The sequence below is a fragment of the Micromonospora sp. NPDC005299 genome, from assembly GCF_042872345.1.
Classification (GTDB): domain Bacteria; phylum Actinomycetota; class Actinomycetes; order Mycobacteriales; family Micromonosporaceae; genus Micromonospora.
Window position 1 is genome coordinate 331,108 of the sequence record NZ_JBIAKG010000005.1, and the last position, 15,430, is coordinate 346,537.

Here is a 15,430-nt window from a genome sequence, read left to right on the forward strand (position 1 = left end):
CGCGCCCGCCGGAGCCGGTGGGGTCCGGGGGATAGGGTGCGGCGGTGGAGCAACTGAGTCACCTGTTCCGACTGGCCGCCGACCAGGCGGCGGGCTACCGGCGGTCGTTGCCGGATCGGCCGGTCGGCGTGCCGGTCGACCAGGCCGCGTTGACCGTCGCCTTCTCCGGCCCGTTGCCGTCCGCCTCCTGCCCACCTGAGCAGGTGCTGGCCGACCTGCTCGCCGCGGCCGAGCCCGGCCTGGTCGCCAGCGCCGGCCCGCGGTACTTCGGGTTCGTGGTCGGCGGCGCGTTGCCGGCGGCGACCGCGGCCGACATCCTCGCCGCCGGTTGGGACCAGCTCGCGTTCAACGCGGTCACGTCGCCGGCCGCCATCGCCGCCGAGGCGGCCGCCGGCGGCTGGCTGAAGGAGCTACTGGGGGTCCCGGCGTCGGCATCGGTGGGTTTCGTCACCGGCGCCCAGGCGGCGAACACCGCCGGGCTCGCCGCCGCCCGGCACCAGGTGCTGGCCGACGCGGGCTGGGACGTGGAGCGGCGCGGGCTGCTCGGGGCGCCGCCGATCCGGGTGATCGCGGGGGAGGAGCGGCACGGCACCATCGACCGGTCGCTGCGTCTGCTCGGTCTCGGGACGGACGTGGTGGAGCCGGTGCCCGCCGGCCCCAACGGCGCCATCGACCTCGCCGCGCTCCGGGCCGTGCTGCGAGCCGGCTCCCCGGGCCTCACCATCGTGTGTCTGCAGGCCGGCAACGTGAACACCGGCGCCTGCGACGAGCTGCGAGAGGCGTGCGAGCTGGTTCACCGGCACGGTGGATGGGCGCATGTGGACGGGGCGTTCGGACTGTGGGCGGCGGCGAGCCCGACCACGCGGCACCTGGTGGACGGGCTGGAACTGGCGGACTCGTGGGCCTGCGACGGCCACAAGTGGCTGAACCTGCCGTACGACTCGGCATTCGCGTTCTGCGCCCGGCCCGACGTGCACGCGGCGGCGATGTCGTACGCCGCCGCGTACCTGGTCGGGTCCGGCGGCGCGGCGGTGGGCGCGGATCTCACCGCCGAGTCCTCGCGGCGGGCGCGAGGGTTCGCCGTCTGGGCCGGGCTTCGGGAGCTGGGTCGCGACGGGGTCGCGGCCGTGGTGGACCGGTGCTGCGCGCTGGCCCGCCGGTTCGCCGAGGGCCTTTCCGCGGCGGGGTTCGAGGTGGCGAACGAGGTGGTCCTCAACCAGGTGCTGGTCGGCTTCGGCGACGACGCGCGCACCGACCGGGTGGTGGCGGCAGTGCAGGCGGACGGCACCTGCTGGGCGGGCGGCACGACGTGGCGGGGGCGACGCCTCATGCGCCTCTCGGTGTCGAACGCCACCACGACCGAGGCGGACGTGGACCGCTCGGTCGCGGCGATCACGCGCCTCGCCGGCGCCCGCGTGCGAGACTCCCGGCCCTAGGCGACCTCGATGAAGTCGATCTCGGCCCACCGGTCAGGTGGGTCAGTCGTAGCGTGTTGTAACCGGCGTTCAACGTGACATCGGCCCGTACCTGCCGCCAGGTCTCCCAGCCGGAGTTCGGATAGGTGACCGTCTGGGACGTCGTTCGCCGGTACCACCGTCAAGTGGAACGAGTTCTTCTGCCTGGCCGGTGAGTTCCCCTACCTCGGCGACGTCAACGGCGACGGCAAGGACGACATCATCGTGTTCACCAAGGGCGCCACCAACGACGTCTACGTCGGCCTGTCCACCGGCACCACCTTCACCGGCGGCGCCAAATGGCACGACTACTTCGGCCTGCCCGGCGAAACCACCCTCTAACAGATGACATGAGCGGCGCCGGCCAGCCACAGCCGGCGCCGCTCGACGTCAGCGCGGTGCTGACCCGCAGCCGGGCGCAGCCGACCCGCGCCGCTCGATGATCGCTTAGTACCAGTACGTGTTGAGCGCGCCCACGGCGGCGGCGGGTCCGCCGAGGTCGTACCGGTCGACCGCGACGTAGTTCGGCTTCTTGCGGGCGGCCGGCTGGCAGAACCGGCCCGCCCGGTTGAGCAGGCGGCCGTTGTCGATCGCGACGGTCACCGGCACCGGGGCGTCCCGGAAGTGGTTCATCACGAACAGCGGCCGGAACGCGGACTCGCCGCCGTGGGTGAGCGGCCGGTCCGGCCACCGGCTCACGCACGTCCAGTCGCTCTCGCCGACGCCCGGTCCCATGGACCAGTAGTTCTCCACCGTCCACTCGCGCTGGTAGAGCACCCCGAAGGTGTCCCGGGTGAGCCCGCCGGCCTGGTCGTCCTCGCGGCGGCGGTCCGTGAAGATCAGCAGTCGCCGGTCGCGTTCGCGCAGCTCGCGCAGCCGCGGCCAGCCGGTGGCCGGCACCCCGTCGAGGTCCGGCCGGTACAGCAGGTCGGTCAGGCCCGGGACGCGGGCCAGCTCGGCGCGGAGCACCTGGGCGCTGACGTAGTCCTCCAGGAAGACGGTGACGAACTCGCGCGGGTTGCGCCGGAGGAAGTCCACGATCCGGTGCAGGTCCACCCATAGCGCCACCGGCCGGAACACCAGGAAGCAGCCGTTGTGACACAGGATGGCGCCGTCGCGGGTCTGGTGGATGTCCAGCTGGAAGCCGCGTACGCCGTCGGCGAGCTGCCGTTCGATGCCCCGTACCTGGTTGGGGAGCAGGTCGATCACGGGCGGGGCGAAGCCACCGTCGACACCGTTGGCGTAGGCGTTGTGCGCGGTCAGGAAGGTCAGCTGGTCGAGGCGGCGCTCGTCCTCGGGCGGCAGCGGGCGGGTCACCGGCTCGACGGGGGTGAGATACCAGCTCGTGCCGGCCGGCTCCAGGCTCAGCTCCGCCCGCCCGGGCACGGCGGTGAGGAAGCGATCGGTGCCGGGCTCGGCGAGGGTGTACCGCTCGGGTCCCGCGGCGGTGACGACCCATCGGGCCGCCGGCTCGGCGCAACCGACGGCCACCGCGACGGCGTCCCGGCGGCCCAGGCACCACCCCGGCGTGACCGTGTTCTCCAGCAGTTGCCCGTCGCCGCTGGTGCGCAGCCGCCACTGCTGCCGGTCCTCGTCGCCGCGCGGGGACCGCTGGACGATCACACCGTCGCGCTCCGCCGCGTTCAGTCCGCTGCGGACACTCTGCAGGTAATACGTCCCGCCGGGGGCGGCGGCCGCGTCCGCGCGGGCGGCGGGTGTGCCCGTGCCGACGAGGCAGGCCAGGACCACCAGGATCACGCCCCGTTCGCGACGTCCGAACACCGCAGCCTCCCGCAGCCCGCCGCGCCGACCTCGGATTCGATCGTCTCGCGTCTATGCTAGGCGCGGCTTGTGAACAGATGTCGATCCCCCGTGGAGCAAGGACGGATGGCATGACGGGACCCCGCCTGCACTCCCGCTATCCCTCGGTCGCGCCCCGACTGCCGTTCCTGCCGCTGGGCACGGGCCCGACCGCGGTCCGCCGGATCGACCCGCACGATCTGTGGATCAAGGACGACAGCCGATACGGCGACCGGTATGGCGGCAACAAGGTCCGCAAGCTCGAGTGGAGCCTGGCGGACCTGCTGCGGCGACGGTGCGGTGTCGTGGTCACCGGTGGCGGCACCGGAAGTCACCACGCCGTGGCCGTGGCCCGCTATGCCGCGGACACCGGAATCCAGGCCCACGTCGTCGCCGTCGAGCAGCCGTACGACGAGCACGTCGAGGAGCAGATGGTGGCCGTCCGGGCGGCCGGCGCGACGATGCACCGGGTGGACACCGTGGCCGGAGCGTATGCGACGGCGGGCCGGCTGTTCATCGGCGCGGCCCTGCGCGGGCGGCGTCCCGGCCTGCTGCCGGTCGGCGGGTCGAACGCGCACGGCTGCCTGGGTTTCGTCGAGGCGGCCCTGGAAGTCGCCGAGCAGGTCGCCGCCGGAGAGCTGCCCGCGCCCCGGCGGGTGGTCGTCCCGGTCGGCTCGGGTGGCACGGCCGCCGGGCTGATCCTCGGGCTGGCCCTCGCCGGGCTCGACAGCGAGGTGGTGGGAATCCTCGTCAACGACCGGACCCGGGTAGGTCCGGCACAGGTCCGCCGCCTGGCCACGGCGACCGCGCGACTGCTGCGCCGCCACGGTGCGCCGGTTCCCGACACGGTGCCCCTCGCGCCGTTCGACCTGCGCCGCGAGTGGCTCGGGCCCGGGTACGGGATACCGTCCGGGCCGAGCGTCGAGGCTGCGGGGTGGCTCCGGGAACACGCCGGACTGGCCGCCGACCCGGTCTACACGGCCAAGGCGGCAGCGGCGATCCGTCAGCTGTGCGGAGGATGGGACGCGTCCGGCCCGACGCTCTACTGGCACACCGCGCCCGGCGCCACCGGCCACTGACCGGTGATCATGAAAGCGACGGCTAGCCGCCCGGATCCGTCACGGTCGGTGGTCGATGTCGAGGCGCGACTGCCGGTCTGACGTCAGCGGTGCGGTGGTGGCCGTGGGCCGTCCTGGCCGGCGGGGATGAGCCGGTCCGGCGCGGGTGGCACGTCGTGGCGCCCGGCTCGAGCAGGCGGGCGAACACCGACGGAGCGTCGAACCGCGCGGGACACCACCAGTTCGCCGCCCCGAAGCGGTCCACCAGCACCGCGCTACGGCCATCGGCCAGGAAGCCGTGGTCCGCGATCCGTCCGCACCCCATGCGACGGACTACCCCGGGCACCCCAGGGGTACGCCGGGCACGGTTTCAGTCGACGCGCAGGCTCACCAGCGCACCGGTCAGCTCCGGTTCGGCGTACTGGCGTGGGTCCCGGTCGGCGATCATGACCAGGTAGCCGTCCTGCCCGGTGGGCACCCCGGGGACGGAGAACCAGAATCGGCAGGTGCCGTCGGTGAGCGCCCGCGCGCCGGTCAACTTCCCGGCGGCCAACCCGGCTGTGGTCATGATGAGCACCGGGGCGCCGTCGATGACGTCGGCGCGGGCGCCGGTGCCGGCGCAGCCGCCGTGGTCGTCCCTGCTGAAGGATGCTCCGTCGCCGAGCACCACCGCGCCGGACACCACGAAGGCGCTGGTGGTCGGCCGGCTCGCCGCGGCACGGATGCTCGGTCCGCTGTTGTTGACGAACATCGTGAGGGCGAGGCCGAGCCCCGCAGCCGCGCCGGCCCACATCCAGACCGGGCGCCGTGAGGTCGGCTCCGGGTGCAACGGCTGCATGGGATCCCCTGCGCGGTCAGGCCCGCCGTTGTCGGCGGAGCGGCAGGGGGAGTGTCACGAAGATCGTCTACCTGCGCAACCCCGTTCAGCGCTCCCGCTGCTCATTGGCCGCCGGCACCAGGTGATGCCGGCATGACGCCTTGCTGAGCCATCGTGGCTTGTGTGTGTGCCATCGGTGTGCCAGACTGGCACCATGGACTTGACCCCGTATGTGAACAACCTCGGACGTGAGTTCGCCACGCTCGCCGAAGCCGGCGGCGAGGAGGCACGTGCGCTGGTCGAGCGCCTGACCGGGTCGCTCGAGTCGGCGATCCGGATGACGCTGCTGGACGCGCTGTCGGCCGCCGCCGACGAGATCACCCGGGACCTGGCTCCGGGTTCGGTGGAGCTGCGCCTGCGGGGACGCGATCCGAACTTCGTCGTGACCTCGCCACCCGCCGAGCCGCTCGAACTCGCGGCCCAGCACGCTGCGGCGACGGCCGGCAGCACGCCGGCCAGCGAGCTGCTGATCGCCGAGGACGGCCCCGCCGCGCGGATCAACGTACGCCTGCCCGAGCAGCTCAAGGCCGCGGTCGAGGAGGCCGCGGCCAAGGAGGGGCGCTCGGTCAACGCCTGGCTGGTCCGGGCGGCCGCCGCCGGCCTGCAGCGGTCCGACCGCGATCAGCGTGCCGCGTCACCCGCCGGCGGGAGAAGGGCCAAGCAGCACTTCACCGGTTGGGTGCGCTAGCCGCACCGCACGCTCTCCTCACTCACGTCCCCGACCTGCGGGGACGGCTCACCTACCCATGATGCGGGGACGACCATGCCCAATTTCGAGACTCCCGAACCGATTTCCGTCACGCTCGAACTCGGCGTCGGCGACGTGCGCATCGTCGCGAGCGACCGGACCGACACCGTCGTCGAGGTCCGCCCGAGCGACGAAGCCGACGAGTCCGACGTGAAAGCCGCTCAGCAGGTCCGCGTCGACTACACCAGCGGCACGCTGCGGATCACCGGTCCGAAGTCGCGTGCCTTCGACTTCTCCCGCAAGACCAGGTCGGTCAACGTGTCCATCGAACTGCCCAGCGGCTCCCAGGTGTCCGCCGAGATGCAGGTGGGCGACTACCGTTGTGCCGGCCGGCTCGGGCAGTGCCGCCTCAAGACCTCCGTCGGCAAGATCTGGCTCGAACGAACCGGCCCGCTGCACGTGAGCACGTCGGCCGGCCACGTCACCGCCGACACCATCTCGGGCCACGCCGAGATCTCCACCGGCTCCGGCAAGGTCCGGATCGGCGAGATCCAGGGCACCGCGGTGGTCAAGAACTCCAACGGCGACACCACGGTCGACACGGTCACCGGCGACGTGCGGGTGCGCGCGGCCAACGGCGACATCCACATCCAACGGGCCGGCGCGGGTGTCGACGCGAAGACCTCCAACGGCAGCGTCCGCCTCGGCGAGGTGGTCCGTGGCGCGGTCGTCCTCGGCACCGCCCTCGGTGACCTGGACGTCGGCATCGCCGCAGGCACCGCCGCCTGGCTGGAGGTGAACACCGGATTCGGACAGGTGCGCAACCAGTTGGACGACGCCACCGGACCCGACCGCGCCGACGAAACCGTCGAGGTCCGTGGCCGGACCTCCTGCGGAGACATCATCATCCACCGCTCCTGATCCGCTTCCGGCCCCGGAAAGGCACACCATGACCATCACGCAACCCCCGCCGGCGATCGCCGCCACCGGGCTACGGAGATCGTTCGGTGACCATGTCGTGCTCGACGGTCTCGATCTGTACGTGCCACGGGGAACGGTCTTCTCGCTGCTCGGCGCGAACGGCGCCGGGAAGACCACCACGGTCAAGATTCTGTCCACTCTGCTCCGCGCCGACGCCGGTGACGTCCAGGTTGCCGGACACGACCTCGCCCGCGAGCCGGACGCGGTGCGCGCCGCGATCGGTGTCACCGGTCAGTTCTCCGCGGTGGACAAGCTGCTCACCGGCGAGGAGAACCTGCGGCTGATGGCGGATCTGCACCAGCTCGCCCGGGGCGAAGGCCGGCGGCGCGCCGCCCAGCTGCTGGAGCAGTTCGACCTGACCGAGGCGGCCAGGAAGCCGGCGTCCACCTACTCCGGGGGCATGCTGCGCCGGCTCGACCTGGCGATGACGCTGGTCGGCAGCCCTCAGGTGATCTTCCTCGACGAGCCGACCACCGGACTGGACCCGCGCAGCCGCCGGGCCATGTGGCAGATCGTCCGGGACCTGGTGGCCGGCGGCGTCACCATCTTCCTGACCACGCAGTACCTGGAGGAGGCCGACGAGTTGGCCGACCGCATCGCGGTCCTCGACCGCGGCCGGGTGGTCGCCGAGGGAACCGCGGAGGAACTGAAGCGGCGCATCCCCGGTGGACACGTACGCCTGCGGTTCGCCGACCCGCAGGGCCTCGACGCGGCCAGGCGCGTGCTGGACCAGGCTTCGCGCGACAACGACGCGCTCGCCCTGCGGGTGCCCAGCGACGGCAGTCTGCGCTCGCTGAAGACCCTGATCGGCCGGCTCGACGACCAGGCCATCGAGGTCGACGAGCTGTCCGTGCACACCCCCGATCTCGACGACGTCTTCCTCGCTCTCACCGGCAACTCCGCCAACGAGAAGGTGACCACCCGATGAGCACCACCGCCCTCACCGGCTCCCGTCCGGCCGACCTCCGCTTCCATCCGCTGCGCGACTCGGCGACGATGCTGCGCCGCAACCTCAAGCGCATGCTGCGGTATCCGTCGATGACCTTGATGCTCGTGGGCATGCCCGTCGTCTTCCTGCTGCTGTTCGTCTACGTGCTCGGCGGCACGTTGGGCGCCGGGCTCGGCGGGACGGTGCACAGCGGCGCGGCCGGCGGGCGCGCCGCGTACGCCAACTACGTCGCGCCCGCGATCATCCTGATGACCGTGGCGGCCACGGTCCAGGGCACCGCGATCTCGATCGCCATGGACATGACCGAAGGCATCATCACCCGGTTCCGCACCATGCACATCGCCCGCGTCTCGGTGCTGACCGGGCACGTCCTGGGCAGCATGATCCAGGCGGTGTTCAGCCTGGCGATCGTGATCGGCGTGGCCGTGCTGGTGGGCTTCCGGCCCACCGCCGGGCTCGGCGCGTGGCTGGCCGCGGCCGGTTTCCTGCTGGCGGTGACCTTCGCGCTCGTGTGGTTGTCCGTCGCGCTCGGCCAGGTGAGCAAGAGCGTCGAGACCGCGAGCAACCTGCCCATGCCCCTTGTTCTGCTGCCCTTCCTCGGCAGCGGGTTCGTCCCCACCGACTCCATGCCGGCCGGTCTGCGGTGGTTCGCCGAGTACCAGCCGTTCACGCCGATCATCGAAACCCTGCGTGGCCTGCTGATGGACGAACCGATCGGGAACAACGCGTGGATCGCGCTCGCCTGGTGTGCCGCCATCGCGCTGGTCGGATACCTCTGGTCGAAGCGACTGTTCAACCGCGAGTCCTGAACCTGGGAGACATCGGAGGCCGCGTAGCCCGGGCGCCGTCGGCGAGTAGCCGACGGCGCCCGGCAGGCGCTGTCAGTCGTTGCCGAACGGCGGGGGAGGCTGGCTGCCCCGGGCGTCCTTGACGAAGACGATCCCGTCGGTGCTGGCCACGTGCGCCGGATCGAGCGGGGCGTAACCGAACCAGGGGGACACCCGGGCAGCGGGCGTCATGTCGGCGAGGGCGGTGGCCAGTCGGTGGGCGTCGACGAGGTAACGGTCCTCCGGCAGCGCGTACAGCAGCCCTTCGACGGTGTCCGGGGGCGGGGTGTCGACTCCCTGGTGGCGGATCGTGCCGAGGGCGGTGGCGAGGAAGGCGTACCCGTCGCCCAGGTGGGCGCTCACGATCGCGCCGGCGCTCCACCATTCCACCGGCAGGTTGCCCATGCGCATCGTGCTCCGGTTCCGCTGGAGGTGGCCGTTGTGGGCGTTCACCAGCGTCGGCCCGCGTTCGGCGAGGGCGAACAGGTTGGCGGCCATCATCGAGTCCCGTACGCCGAGCAGCCACGCCATGCGGTTCGGTGACGTGTCGGCCATCCAGAAGTGGTAGCGCAGCAGCCCGGTGGCGGTACGCCCGTACAGGCGTGCCCGGTGCCAGTCCTCCGACGGGGAGGCCGCGATCAGGTGGGGTGTCTGCGCGTCGAGCAGGGCCACCAGGTCGTCGGCGAGCAGCCGCAGCTGCCTGGCCTCGGGCGTCTGCCCCACGGACTGCGACGGGTCCATCATGGCGGCAGGGTTCGGCCAGCGGTCGTCGGCCCCGAGGAGGCGGTCGAGCGTTTCGGCGGTGCAGGGGAGCAGGTCGGCGCCGACCCAGGCGGTGAGGTAGGCGTGGAGTGCGGCGAGGGCCTGCCGGGGGCTCGCGGCGCCGGTGATCTCCAGCGGGCCGTCGAAACCGGCGAAGCGGAGCTGCTGTGACGCGGGTCGACCGTCGTTGTACGCACGCATCCAGCGCACCAGCTCGCGGTTGCCCGCGAAGGCGCCCCACTCGTGGCTGAAGCCGCGCTCCATGACCTCGTCGAGGGTGCCGGCGCCCGAGGTGACGTAGTCGTCCACGACCAGGCCCATCATGCAGTCGCTCTCGATCGCGATCGTCCGGTAGCCCTCCTGCTCGACGAGTTGCCGGAAGAGCTCGTTGCGCAGGTCGAGCAGAACGTCCTCGCCGTGGGTGGGCTCGCCGAGGGCGAGCAGCCGTGGCCTGGTCGGGAGCAGCCTCAGCGCGGTAGCGGCGTCAACGGCGTGGGCGGTGTCTGGGATGCCAGCAGTCATGCCCTGAACGCTATCGTTGAACCATCGGTTGAGACTTCTGCACGACATTGGCAGGGTGATGAGGCGAAACCTTCAAGACGGTGGACGGCTCAGGCCGGTTGACCTGGCGCGGGGGCACGGTCTGTCCACGCAGGCGATCAGGAACTACGAGGCGGCCGGCATCCTTCCGGGCGCCGAACGCAGCCCGCATGGTTACCGCACCTACACGCCGCGGCACGCTCAAGCCCTGCGCGCGTTCCTCGCCCTCGTGCCCGGGCACGGCCACCAGACGGCCACGTCGATCATGCAGGCGATCAACCGGGACGCGACCGAGGACGCGCTCCGACTCATCGACGAGAGCCACGCCCAGCTTCTCGACGACCGCCGCACCCTCCAGGCCGTCGAAGCCGCGCTTCGCGACCTGGAGCCGGTGCCGCAGGAGCGCGGCGACACGTTCGTCGGCGCCCTGGCGAGAAGGCTCGGCATCCGCCCGGCCACCCTCCGCAAGTGGGAACGCGCCGGCGTGGTCCAGCCGCGCCGCGACCCGCAGACGGGCTACCGGGTCTACAGCGCGGCCGACGTACGCGACGCCCGGCTGGCCCACCAGCTCAGACGGGGCGGCTACCTGCTGGAGCAGATCGCCCCGCTGATCGCCCAGGTCCGCTCCGCCGGAGGCGTCGCGCCGCTCGAGGCGATGCTGCGCGACTGGCGCGCCCGCCTCTCGGCCAGAAGCCGCGCCATGCTCACCGGCGCCGCCGCACTGGACGCCTACCTCGACTGCCGACCGGCCCCGCCCGCAGACGAGGACGACTGTTGAGCCTCCCGGACGCCACCCTGCGGCGCTGTGGCTCACCCGGTCGGTCTGTTTGCACAGTTTGTTCCGGCAAGCCATCGGCGTCGAGGTCTGGTACGCCTAGGGTGGAGACCGTTGCGAGGCGGGCTCCCGGTCCGGGGCCGCACACGGCCTCGTGCGGACAGCCGGAAGGCAGCGATGGCCGAGACAACCGCGCCGGGCCGCGTACCGAAAGCCGGACGGCCACTGCTCGACAGGTCCGAACACGGTCGCCTGCGCGCGCCGGCGTGCCTGAGGGAGTTCCGGCCGGCTGCACCCGGTCGGTCATCCGGCGGGAGGGCCGCCGGGTCCCGGCACCGGGTGCCCTCCACCCCGACCGCCAGGGTGTGCCCCGGCGGCCACCGCTGAGATGGACTGGGCCGGATGGGCAGTGTTCGGGTTGGTCGCCACCGCCGCACTCACGGCGGCGATGATCACGGCACAGATGGCCGGGTTCACCCGCCTCGACCTTCCCCTGGTGCTGGGGACCCTCGTCACCGAGGACCCCGACCGGGCCCGGGTCGTCGGGTTCTTCATCCACCTCATCGCCGGTCAGGGCTTCGCCCTGGGGTACGCGGCCGCGTTCGCCCTGCTGCACCGCTCCACCTGGTGGATCGGTGCGCTGTTCGGCAGCCTCCACGTCGCGATCGCGCTGACGGTGCTCCTACCGCTGCTCCCGGGTGTCCATCCGCGGATGGCCTCGCAGCGGGCCGGCCCGTCCAGCACGGCCGTGTTGGAGCCACCCGGTCTGTTCGCCCTCAACTACGGCGTCCAGACGCCCGCCGTCGCGGCTGTCGTCCACGTCATCTATGGGGTCGTCCTCGGACTGCTCCTCCGGGCCAGTTGAGCTTCACCGGCCTTCGGCATCGGGTGCGACCCGCCGAGACGGGATCCCGGCGACCGGTGAGCCCGCCATGACCGGCCCCCGTCCTCCGGCACCGATCAGCGACTACGGGCTGCTGGGCGACACCCGCACCGCTGCCCTCGTGAGCGGTGAGGGCGCGATCGACTGGCTCTGCGTACCCCGTTTCGACGGTGAACCTCTGTTCGGACGCCTCGTGGGCGGCTCGGCGGCGGGCACGTTCCGGGTCGGCCCGGTCCCGCCCGCCACGGTGGTCGAGCGGCGCTACCGGCAGGACACCGCGACGCTCCAGACGACGTGGGCGGTGGGCGACCGCCGGCTCACCCTCGCCGAGTCCATGGTGGCCGAGGTCACGGGGCGGCTGCTGCCCGCGACGCTGCTCGTGCGGCGTCTCTCGGCCGAGGGTGGAGCGGTGGACGCGGTCGTCGAGTTCGACCCCCGCCTCGGCGTGCGGCACCGCCGACCCCGGATCCGCCACCGCGCCGGAATCCTGGTGTGTGAGTGGGGGGCGCTGGCCGTGTCCCTGAGCTGCACACCCGAGGTCACGGTCGAACCGGGCCGACCCACCGCCGTCGAGGTGGCGCCGGGCCGTCCGGTCACCCTCGCCCTCGGCGTGGCCTTCCGCGAACCGCTGATCCACGTCGAGCCCGAGGCGGCCTGGGAGCTCGTCCTCGGAGACGAGGCCCGCTGGCGGGACTGGGCGGCCGGAATCGACGGTTCGCTGCCGTTCCGGGGGGACGTCGTACGCAGCTTGTTGACCTTGCGGTTGTTGACCTACTCCCCGTCGCAGGCTCCGGTCGCCGCACCGACGACGTCGTTGCCCGAGGATCCCGGAGGGGGGCGGAACTGGGACTACCGCTATGTCTGGCCCCGGGACGCGAGCATCGGCGTCAACGCGTTCCTCGGCGTCGGCAAACTCGACGAGGCCCACGGCTTCCTCGCCTGGCTGCTGCACGCCAGCCGGCTGGATCGGCCGCGCCTGCCGGCACTGTTCACCCTGACCGGCCGCCGCGTGCCACGGGAACGGGAGTTGGCCGGCTGGCCCGGCTATCTCGACAGCGTGCCGGTGCGGCTCGGCAACGGCGCCGCCGACCAGCACCAGCTCGACGGCTACGGCTGGGTGGTCGACGCCGCATGGGTGTTCGTCCAGGCCGGGCACCGCCTCTACTCCGAGACGTGGCGGGCCGTGCGCGGCTTCGCCGACGTCGTCGCCGGCCGATGGGGGGAGGCCGATGCCGGCATCTGGGAGGTGCGCGAACCCGGTCAGCACGTGCATTCCAAGCTCATGGGCTGGCTCGCCCTGGACCGGGCTCTGCGCATCGCCGAAACCCACCGGCTTTCCGACCGGCAACGTCGGCGCTGGCGGGACGCCCGGGATGCCATCGCCGCCGAAGTGCGGACGCGTGGCTTCGACCCGGCGCAGGCCAGCTACGTGCGCAGCTACGGCGTCCAGGACCTGGATTCGGCTCTGCTCGTTCTTCCTCTGCTCGGCATCGACGGCATCGAGTCCTCCCGCGTGCGCGGCACCATCGACGCCGTCCGGGAGCGGCTTTCCGCCGGCGGCCCGCTGCTCTACCGCTACCCGCCGGGACGCGACGGCCTCCCCGGCACCGAAGGCGCCTTCCTGCCCTGCTCGTTCTGGCTCGTCCAGGCCCTCGCCAGCACCGGGCGACGCCGCGAGGCGGAGGAGCTGTTCCAGGCGCTGCTCGACCACGCCAGCCCGCTGGGCCTCTACGCCGAAGAGCTCGACCCCACGACCGGTGCCCACCTCGGGAACTATCCGCAGACGCTGACCCACGCCGCGCTCGTCCAGGCCGCACTCGCGATTCGGGACAGCCCTCGTTGAGGTTGCCTCTACCGGCGTCCGCGTCCGGCGATCCGCCGGAGGGCCAGGTGGGCGACGCCTCCGGCCAGCACCCAGGGCGCGGCGACGATGACCGGGTCGAGCGGGTGGTGCACGCGGTCGACGCGCCGGTCCCGCAGGCGCGCGGAGAGCCCGTGGTGCGTGAACCCGCTCAGGACCGCCGTCTCTGGTGGTCCGGCTGATCGGGAGCCGGCGGGTCGGGCTCGAAGGGGTGACCAGCCGCGGACGCGCCGAGACCGCTCCTCGTACCGCTGCGGTGACGGCCCTGATCTTCTGCGCTCTGGCCCTCGGGAACCTGAATGGGCGAGCGGCGCTGCGACGACGGGCGGCGGAGACGGACAACGCTCAGCTCCCCAGCCCCGGTGCCGTTGATGCCGGCGAAGCCACGGGGCCGAACCCAAGGACCTCCTGATGCGATTCTGCTGGGAGCGCCCCTGGTGGGTCTGAGCTGACGAGCTGCCGAAAGGGGTTGGGTCGCGTGGGTTCTCATTCGCCTGTCGGCGTTGTCCTCGGTGAGATGGGTCGAGTCCTTGCCGCATACGAATTCGACGCTGACGGCACCGAATTCAGGCTCCGGTCGCCGCACGGTGACTGGATCGTCCTCGATGTGCAGATCTCGGATGCGTCGAGCGGTTCCAGCTTCCTCTATTTCATCAACGTAGGTTTCACCATCGGCGCCCGATGGGACTGGGTCCGCAGCGCGCTGACGAACAGGCAGGCCGGGCCGTCGGTGCCAGACTGCCTCTGGAGGGAGCGGATCGACCCTCCACGTGGCGACCGGTCCAAGCGGTGGGTGATCGATTCCGAAGCGGCGCTCCGCATCGTTGTCGACGAGATGACCCAGGTTCTCCACCAGGAGGTACCCGGCCTCCTGCAACTGCTCGATCGCCGTCAGCTGCGCGATCTCAACGATCAGGACGTCCGCATGGGATATGCGGCATGGCAGGTACGGGCATGGCTGCTGGCCGAGGACGGCAGAACCGGGGAGCTGGAGGCGCTTCTTCAGTCCTTGGTGGACGACGACGAGGACGAGGATGAGGATGAGGATGAGGAGCATCCCCTCTTCCACGCCATGCGCGAGCTGGCATCACAGCGCGCGGGGGAGACCGATGACCCACGTGCCGGGAGTGTCAGCATCCGCTGATTCTGGGGAGGCAGGGAGGGCGTCAGCCGCGCAGGCCCTGCCCGGTGGCAATGATCGCCTTCTCGAACCAGGCTGCGGTGTGTCCTTTCGACCGGGTCCAGACGGCCACGCACTGCACCACCCGGCCATGGTGCAGGCAGCCGTAGCGGTGGGGGAATAGCGTGCCGTCCGGGAGCCTCATGGTGGCGGTCACCGCGCGGCCGGGCATGCCGGTCCCGGCCGGCAGGTCGGCGGCGGCATGCCCGTCGGTCACCTGGCCCGCCTCCATGTCCCGGTCGCACGTGTCGAAGAGGTCGAAGAGCCGCCGCACGGCCTGGGCCGCCACCGCGTCGGTCGGGTAGACCACGGTCTCCTGGGCGAGCTCGACGAACTCCTCCGGCTCGGTGCCGTCGGGGGTGCCGAAGACGTGCGTCACCGCGACCAGGCGCCGGTCCAGCAGCGGCAGTGGACGGCCGCAGGCCACCCCGTCGGAATCGAGCTTCTCGTCCCGGTGGGCAGGATCCTCGGCCAGTCCGGCCAGACTCCCGTTGGCGGCGTACCGGTCTCGGAGGTCCCGCGCGGCGCCGCCGTCGGTGGGTGAGGGAGCGACCAGGGGCGTGGCGGACGCGGTAGGTGTCGACATACCTGTGGCTGGAGCCGGGGCGCAGGCGGCTGCGGAGGCGAGCACGACGAGGAATGCCACCGGAGCGGGCAGGCGTCGGATCATGGCGGCGAGCGTAGACGGCAACCAACTTCCGCCCTTCTCCGCCTGCGCACTCCTTCCGCCGCAGTCGGCAGGAGACGAGACCCGACGGTGGGAGCGGAGGCCGGGTCCGCTTTGTGCGCCCCGCA

Annotated in this window: 15 protein-coding genes; 11 read left to right on the top strand and 4 right to left on the bottom strand. The window is 72.0% G+C overall.

The features are described from left to right. The first annotated feature begins 44 nt into the window (after positions 1–44). Both ACFYPD_RS17365 and ACFYPD_RS17370 read left to right on the top strand, forming a co-directional pair. Positions 45–1,436, top strand: a complete 1,392-nt coding sequence (locus ACFYPD_RS17365) for a pyridoxal phosphate-dependent decarboxylase family protein (RefSeq protein WP_387113971.1) — start codon at positions 45–47, stop codon at positions 1,434–1,436. Between the two features lie 183 nt (positions 1,437–1,619). Then, positions 1,620–1,796: a hypothetical protein gene (locus tag ACFYPD_RS17370; protein WP_387114395.1), complete on the top strand. Its 177-nt coding sequence runs from the start codon at positions 1,620–1,622 to the stop codon at positions 1,794–1,796. A 105-nt stretch (positions 1,797–1,901) separates the two neighbouring features. Here ACFYPD_RS17370 and ACFYPD_RS17375 read toward each other — a convergent pair whose 3' ends face one another. After that, positions 1,902–3,236, bottom strand: coding sequence for a phospholipase (locus tag ACFYPD_RS17375; protein WP_387113973.1), 1,335 nt, complete (start codon positions 3,234–3,236; stop codon positions 1,902–1,904). Positions 3,237–3,346: 110 nt separating this feature from the next. Here ACFYPD_RS17375 and ACFYPD_RS17380 point away from each other — a divergent pair, with 110 nt between their 5' ends. Further along, on the top strand, positions 3,347–4,333 hold the full coding sequence (locus ACFYPD_RS17380) for a 1-aminocyclopropane-1-carboxylate deaminase/D-cysteine desulfhydrase (protein WP_387113975.1): 987 nt from the start codon (positions 3,347–3,349) through the stop codon (positions 4,331–4,333). A 349-nt stretch (positions 4,334–4,682) separates the two neighbouring features. On the opposite strand, the gene ACFYPD_RS17385 is transcribed toward ACFYPD_RS17380, so the two are convergent. Further along, on the bottom strand, positions 4,683–5,150 hold the full coding sequence (locus ACFYPD_RS17385; protein WP_387113977.1) for a hypothetical protein: 468 nt from the start codon (positions 5,148–5,150) through the stop codon (positions 4,683–4,685). A 193-nt stretch (positions 5,151–5,343) separates the two neighbouring features. Here ACFYPD_RS17385 and ACFYPD_RS17390 point away from each other — a divergent pair, with 193 nt between their 5' ends. The 4 genes from ACFYPD_RS17390 to ACFYPD_RS17405 all read left to right on the top strand — a co-directional run bounded on the left by ACFYPD_RS17390 (position 5,344) and on the right by ACFYPD_RS17405 (position 8,616). Then, a complete protein-coding gene (locus tag ACFYPD_RS17390) occupies positions 5,344–5,877 on the top strand; it encodes a YlcI/YnfO family protein (RefSeq protein ID WP_387113979.1) in 534 nt (177 codons plus the stop codon). A gap of 75 nt (positions 5,878–5,952) precedes the next feature. Then, positions 5,953–6,798 carry a DUF4097 domain-containing protein gene (locus tag ACFYPD_RS17395; RefSeq protein ID WP_387113981.1) on the top strand — a complete coding sequence of 282 codons (846 nt, stop codon included), beginning with the start codon at positions 5,953–5,955 and terminating at the stop codon, positions 6,796–6,798. A gap of 28 nt (positions 6,799–6,826) precedes the next feature. Then, positions 6,827–7,786 carry an ATP-binding cassette domain-containing protein gene (locus tag ACFYPD_RS17400; protein ID WP_387113983.1) on the top strand — a complete coding sequence of 320 codons (960 nt, stop codon included), beginning with the start codon at positions 6,827–6,829 and terminating at the stop codon, positions 7,784–7,786. Further along, entirely contained in the window at positions 7,783–8,616 is an 834-nt protein-coding gene (locus ACFYPD_RS17405; protein ID WP_387113985.1) for an ABC transporter permease, read from the top strand. Before ACFYPD_RS17400 ends, ACFYPD_RS17405 begins: the two co-directional genes overlap by 4 nt. A 72-nt stretch (positions 8,617–8,688) precedes the next feature. Here the strand turns inward: ACFYPD_RS17405 and ACFYPD_RS17410 are convergent, their stop codons facing one another. Then, entirely contained in the window at positions 8,689–9,918 is a 1,230-nt protein-coding gene (locus tag ACFYPD_RS17410) for an erythromycin esterase family protein (protein ID WP_387113987.1), read from the bottom strand. A gap of 58 nt (positions 9,919–9,976) precedes the next feature. Here ACFYPD_RS17410 and ACFYPD_RS17415 point away from each other — a divergent pair, with 58 nt between their 5' ends. The 4 genes from ACFYPD_RS17415 (at position 9,977) to ACFYPD_RS17430 (ending at position 14,599) form a co-directional block, all read left to right on the top strand. Next, complete coding sequence (locus tag ACFYPD_RS17415) at positions 9,977–10,714, top strand: TioE family transcriptional regulator (RefSeq protein WP_387113989.1); 738 nt, start codon at positions 9,977–9,979, stop codon at positions 10,712–10,714. Positions 10,715–11,120: 406 nt separating this feature from the next. Next, positions 11,121–11,576, top strand: a complete 456-nt coding sequence (locus ACFYPD_RS17420; RefSeq protein ID WP_387113991.1) for a hypothetical protein — start codon at positions 11,121–11,123, stop codon at positions 11,574–11,576. A gap of 67 nt (positions 11,577–11,643) precedes the next feature. Next, positions 11,644–13,437: a glycoside hydrolase family 15 protein gene (locus ACFYPD_RS17425; protein ID WP_387113993.1), complete on the top strand. Its 1,794-nt coding sequence runs from the start codon at positions 11,644–11,646 to the stop codon at positions 13,435–13,437. Between the two features lie 535 nt (positions 13,438–13,972). Beyond that, entirely contained in the window at positions 13,973–14,599 is a 627-nt protein-coding gene (locus ACFYPD_RS17430) for a DUF4304 domain-containing protein (protein WP_387113995.1), read from the top strand. Between the two features lie 22 nt (positions 14,600–14,621). On the opposite strand, the gene ACFYPD_RS17435 is transcribed toward ACFYPD_RS17430, so the two are convergent. Beyond that, a complete protein-coding gene (locus ACFYPD_RS17435) occupies positions 14,622–15,221 on the bottom strand; it encodes a hypothetical protein (protein WP_387113997.1) in 600 nt (199 codons plus the stop codon). Between the last annotated feature and the right edge of the window lie 209 nt (positions 15,222–15,430).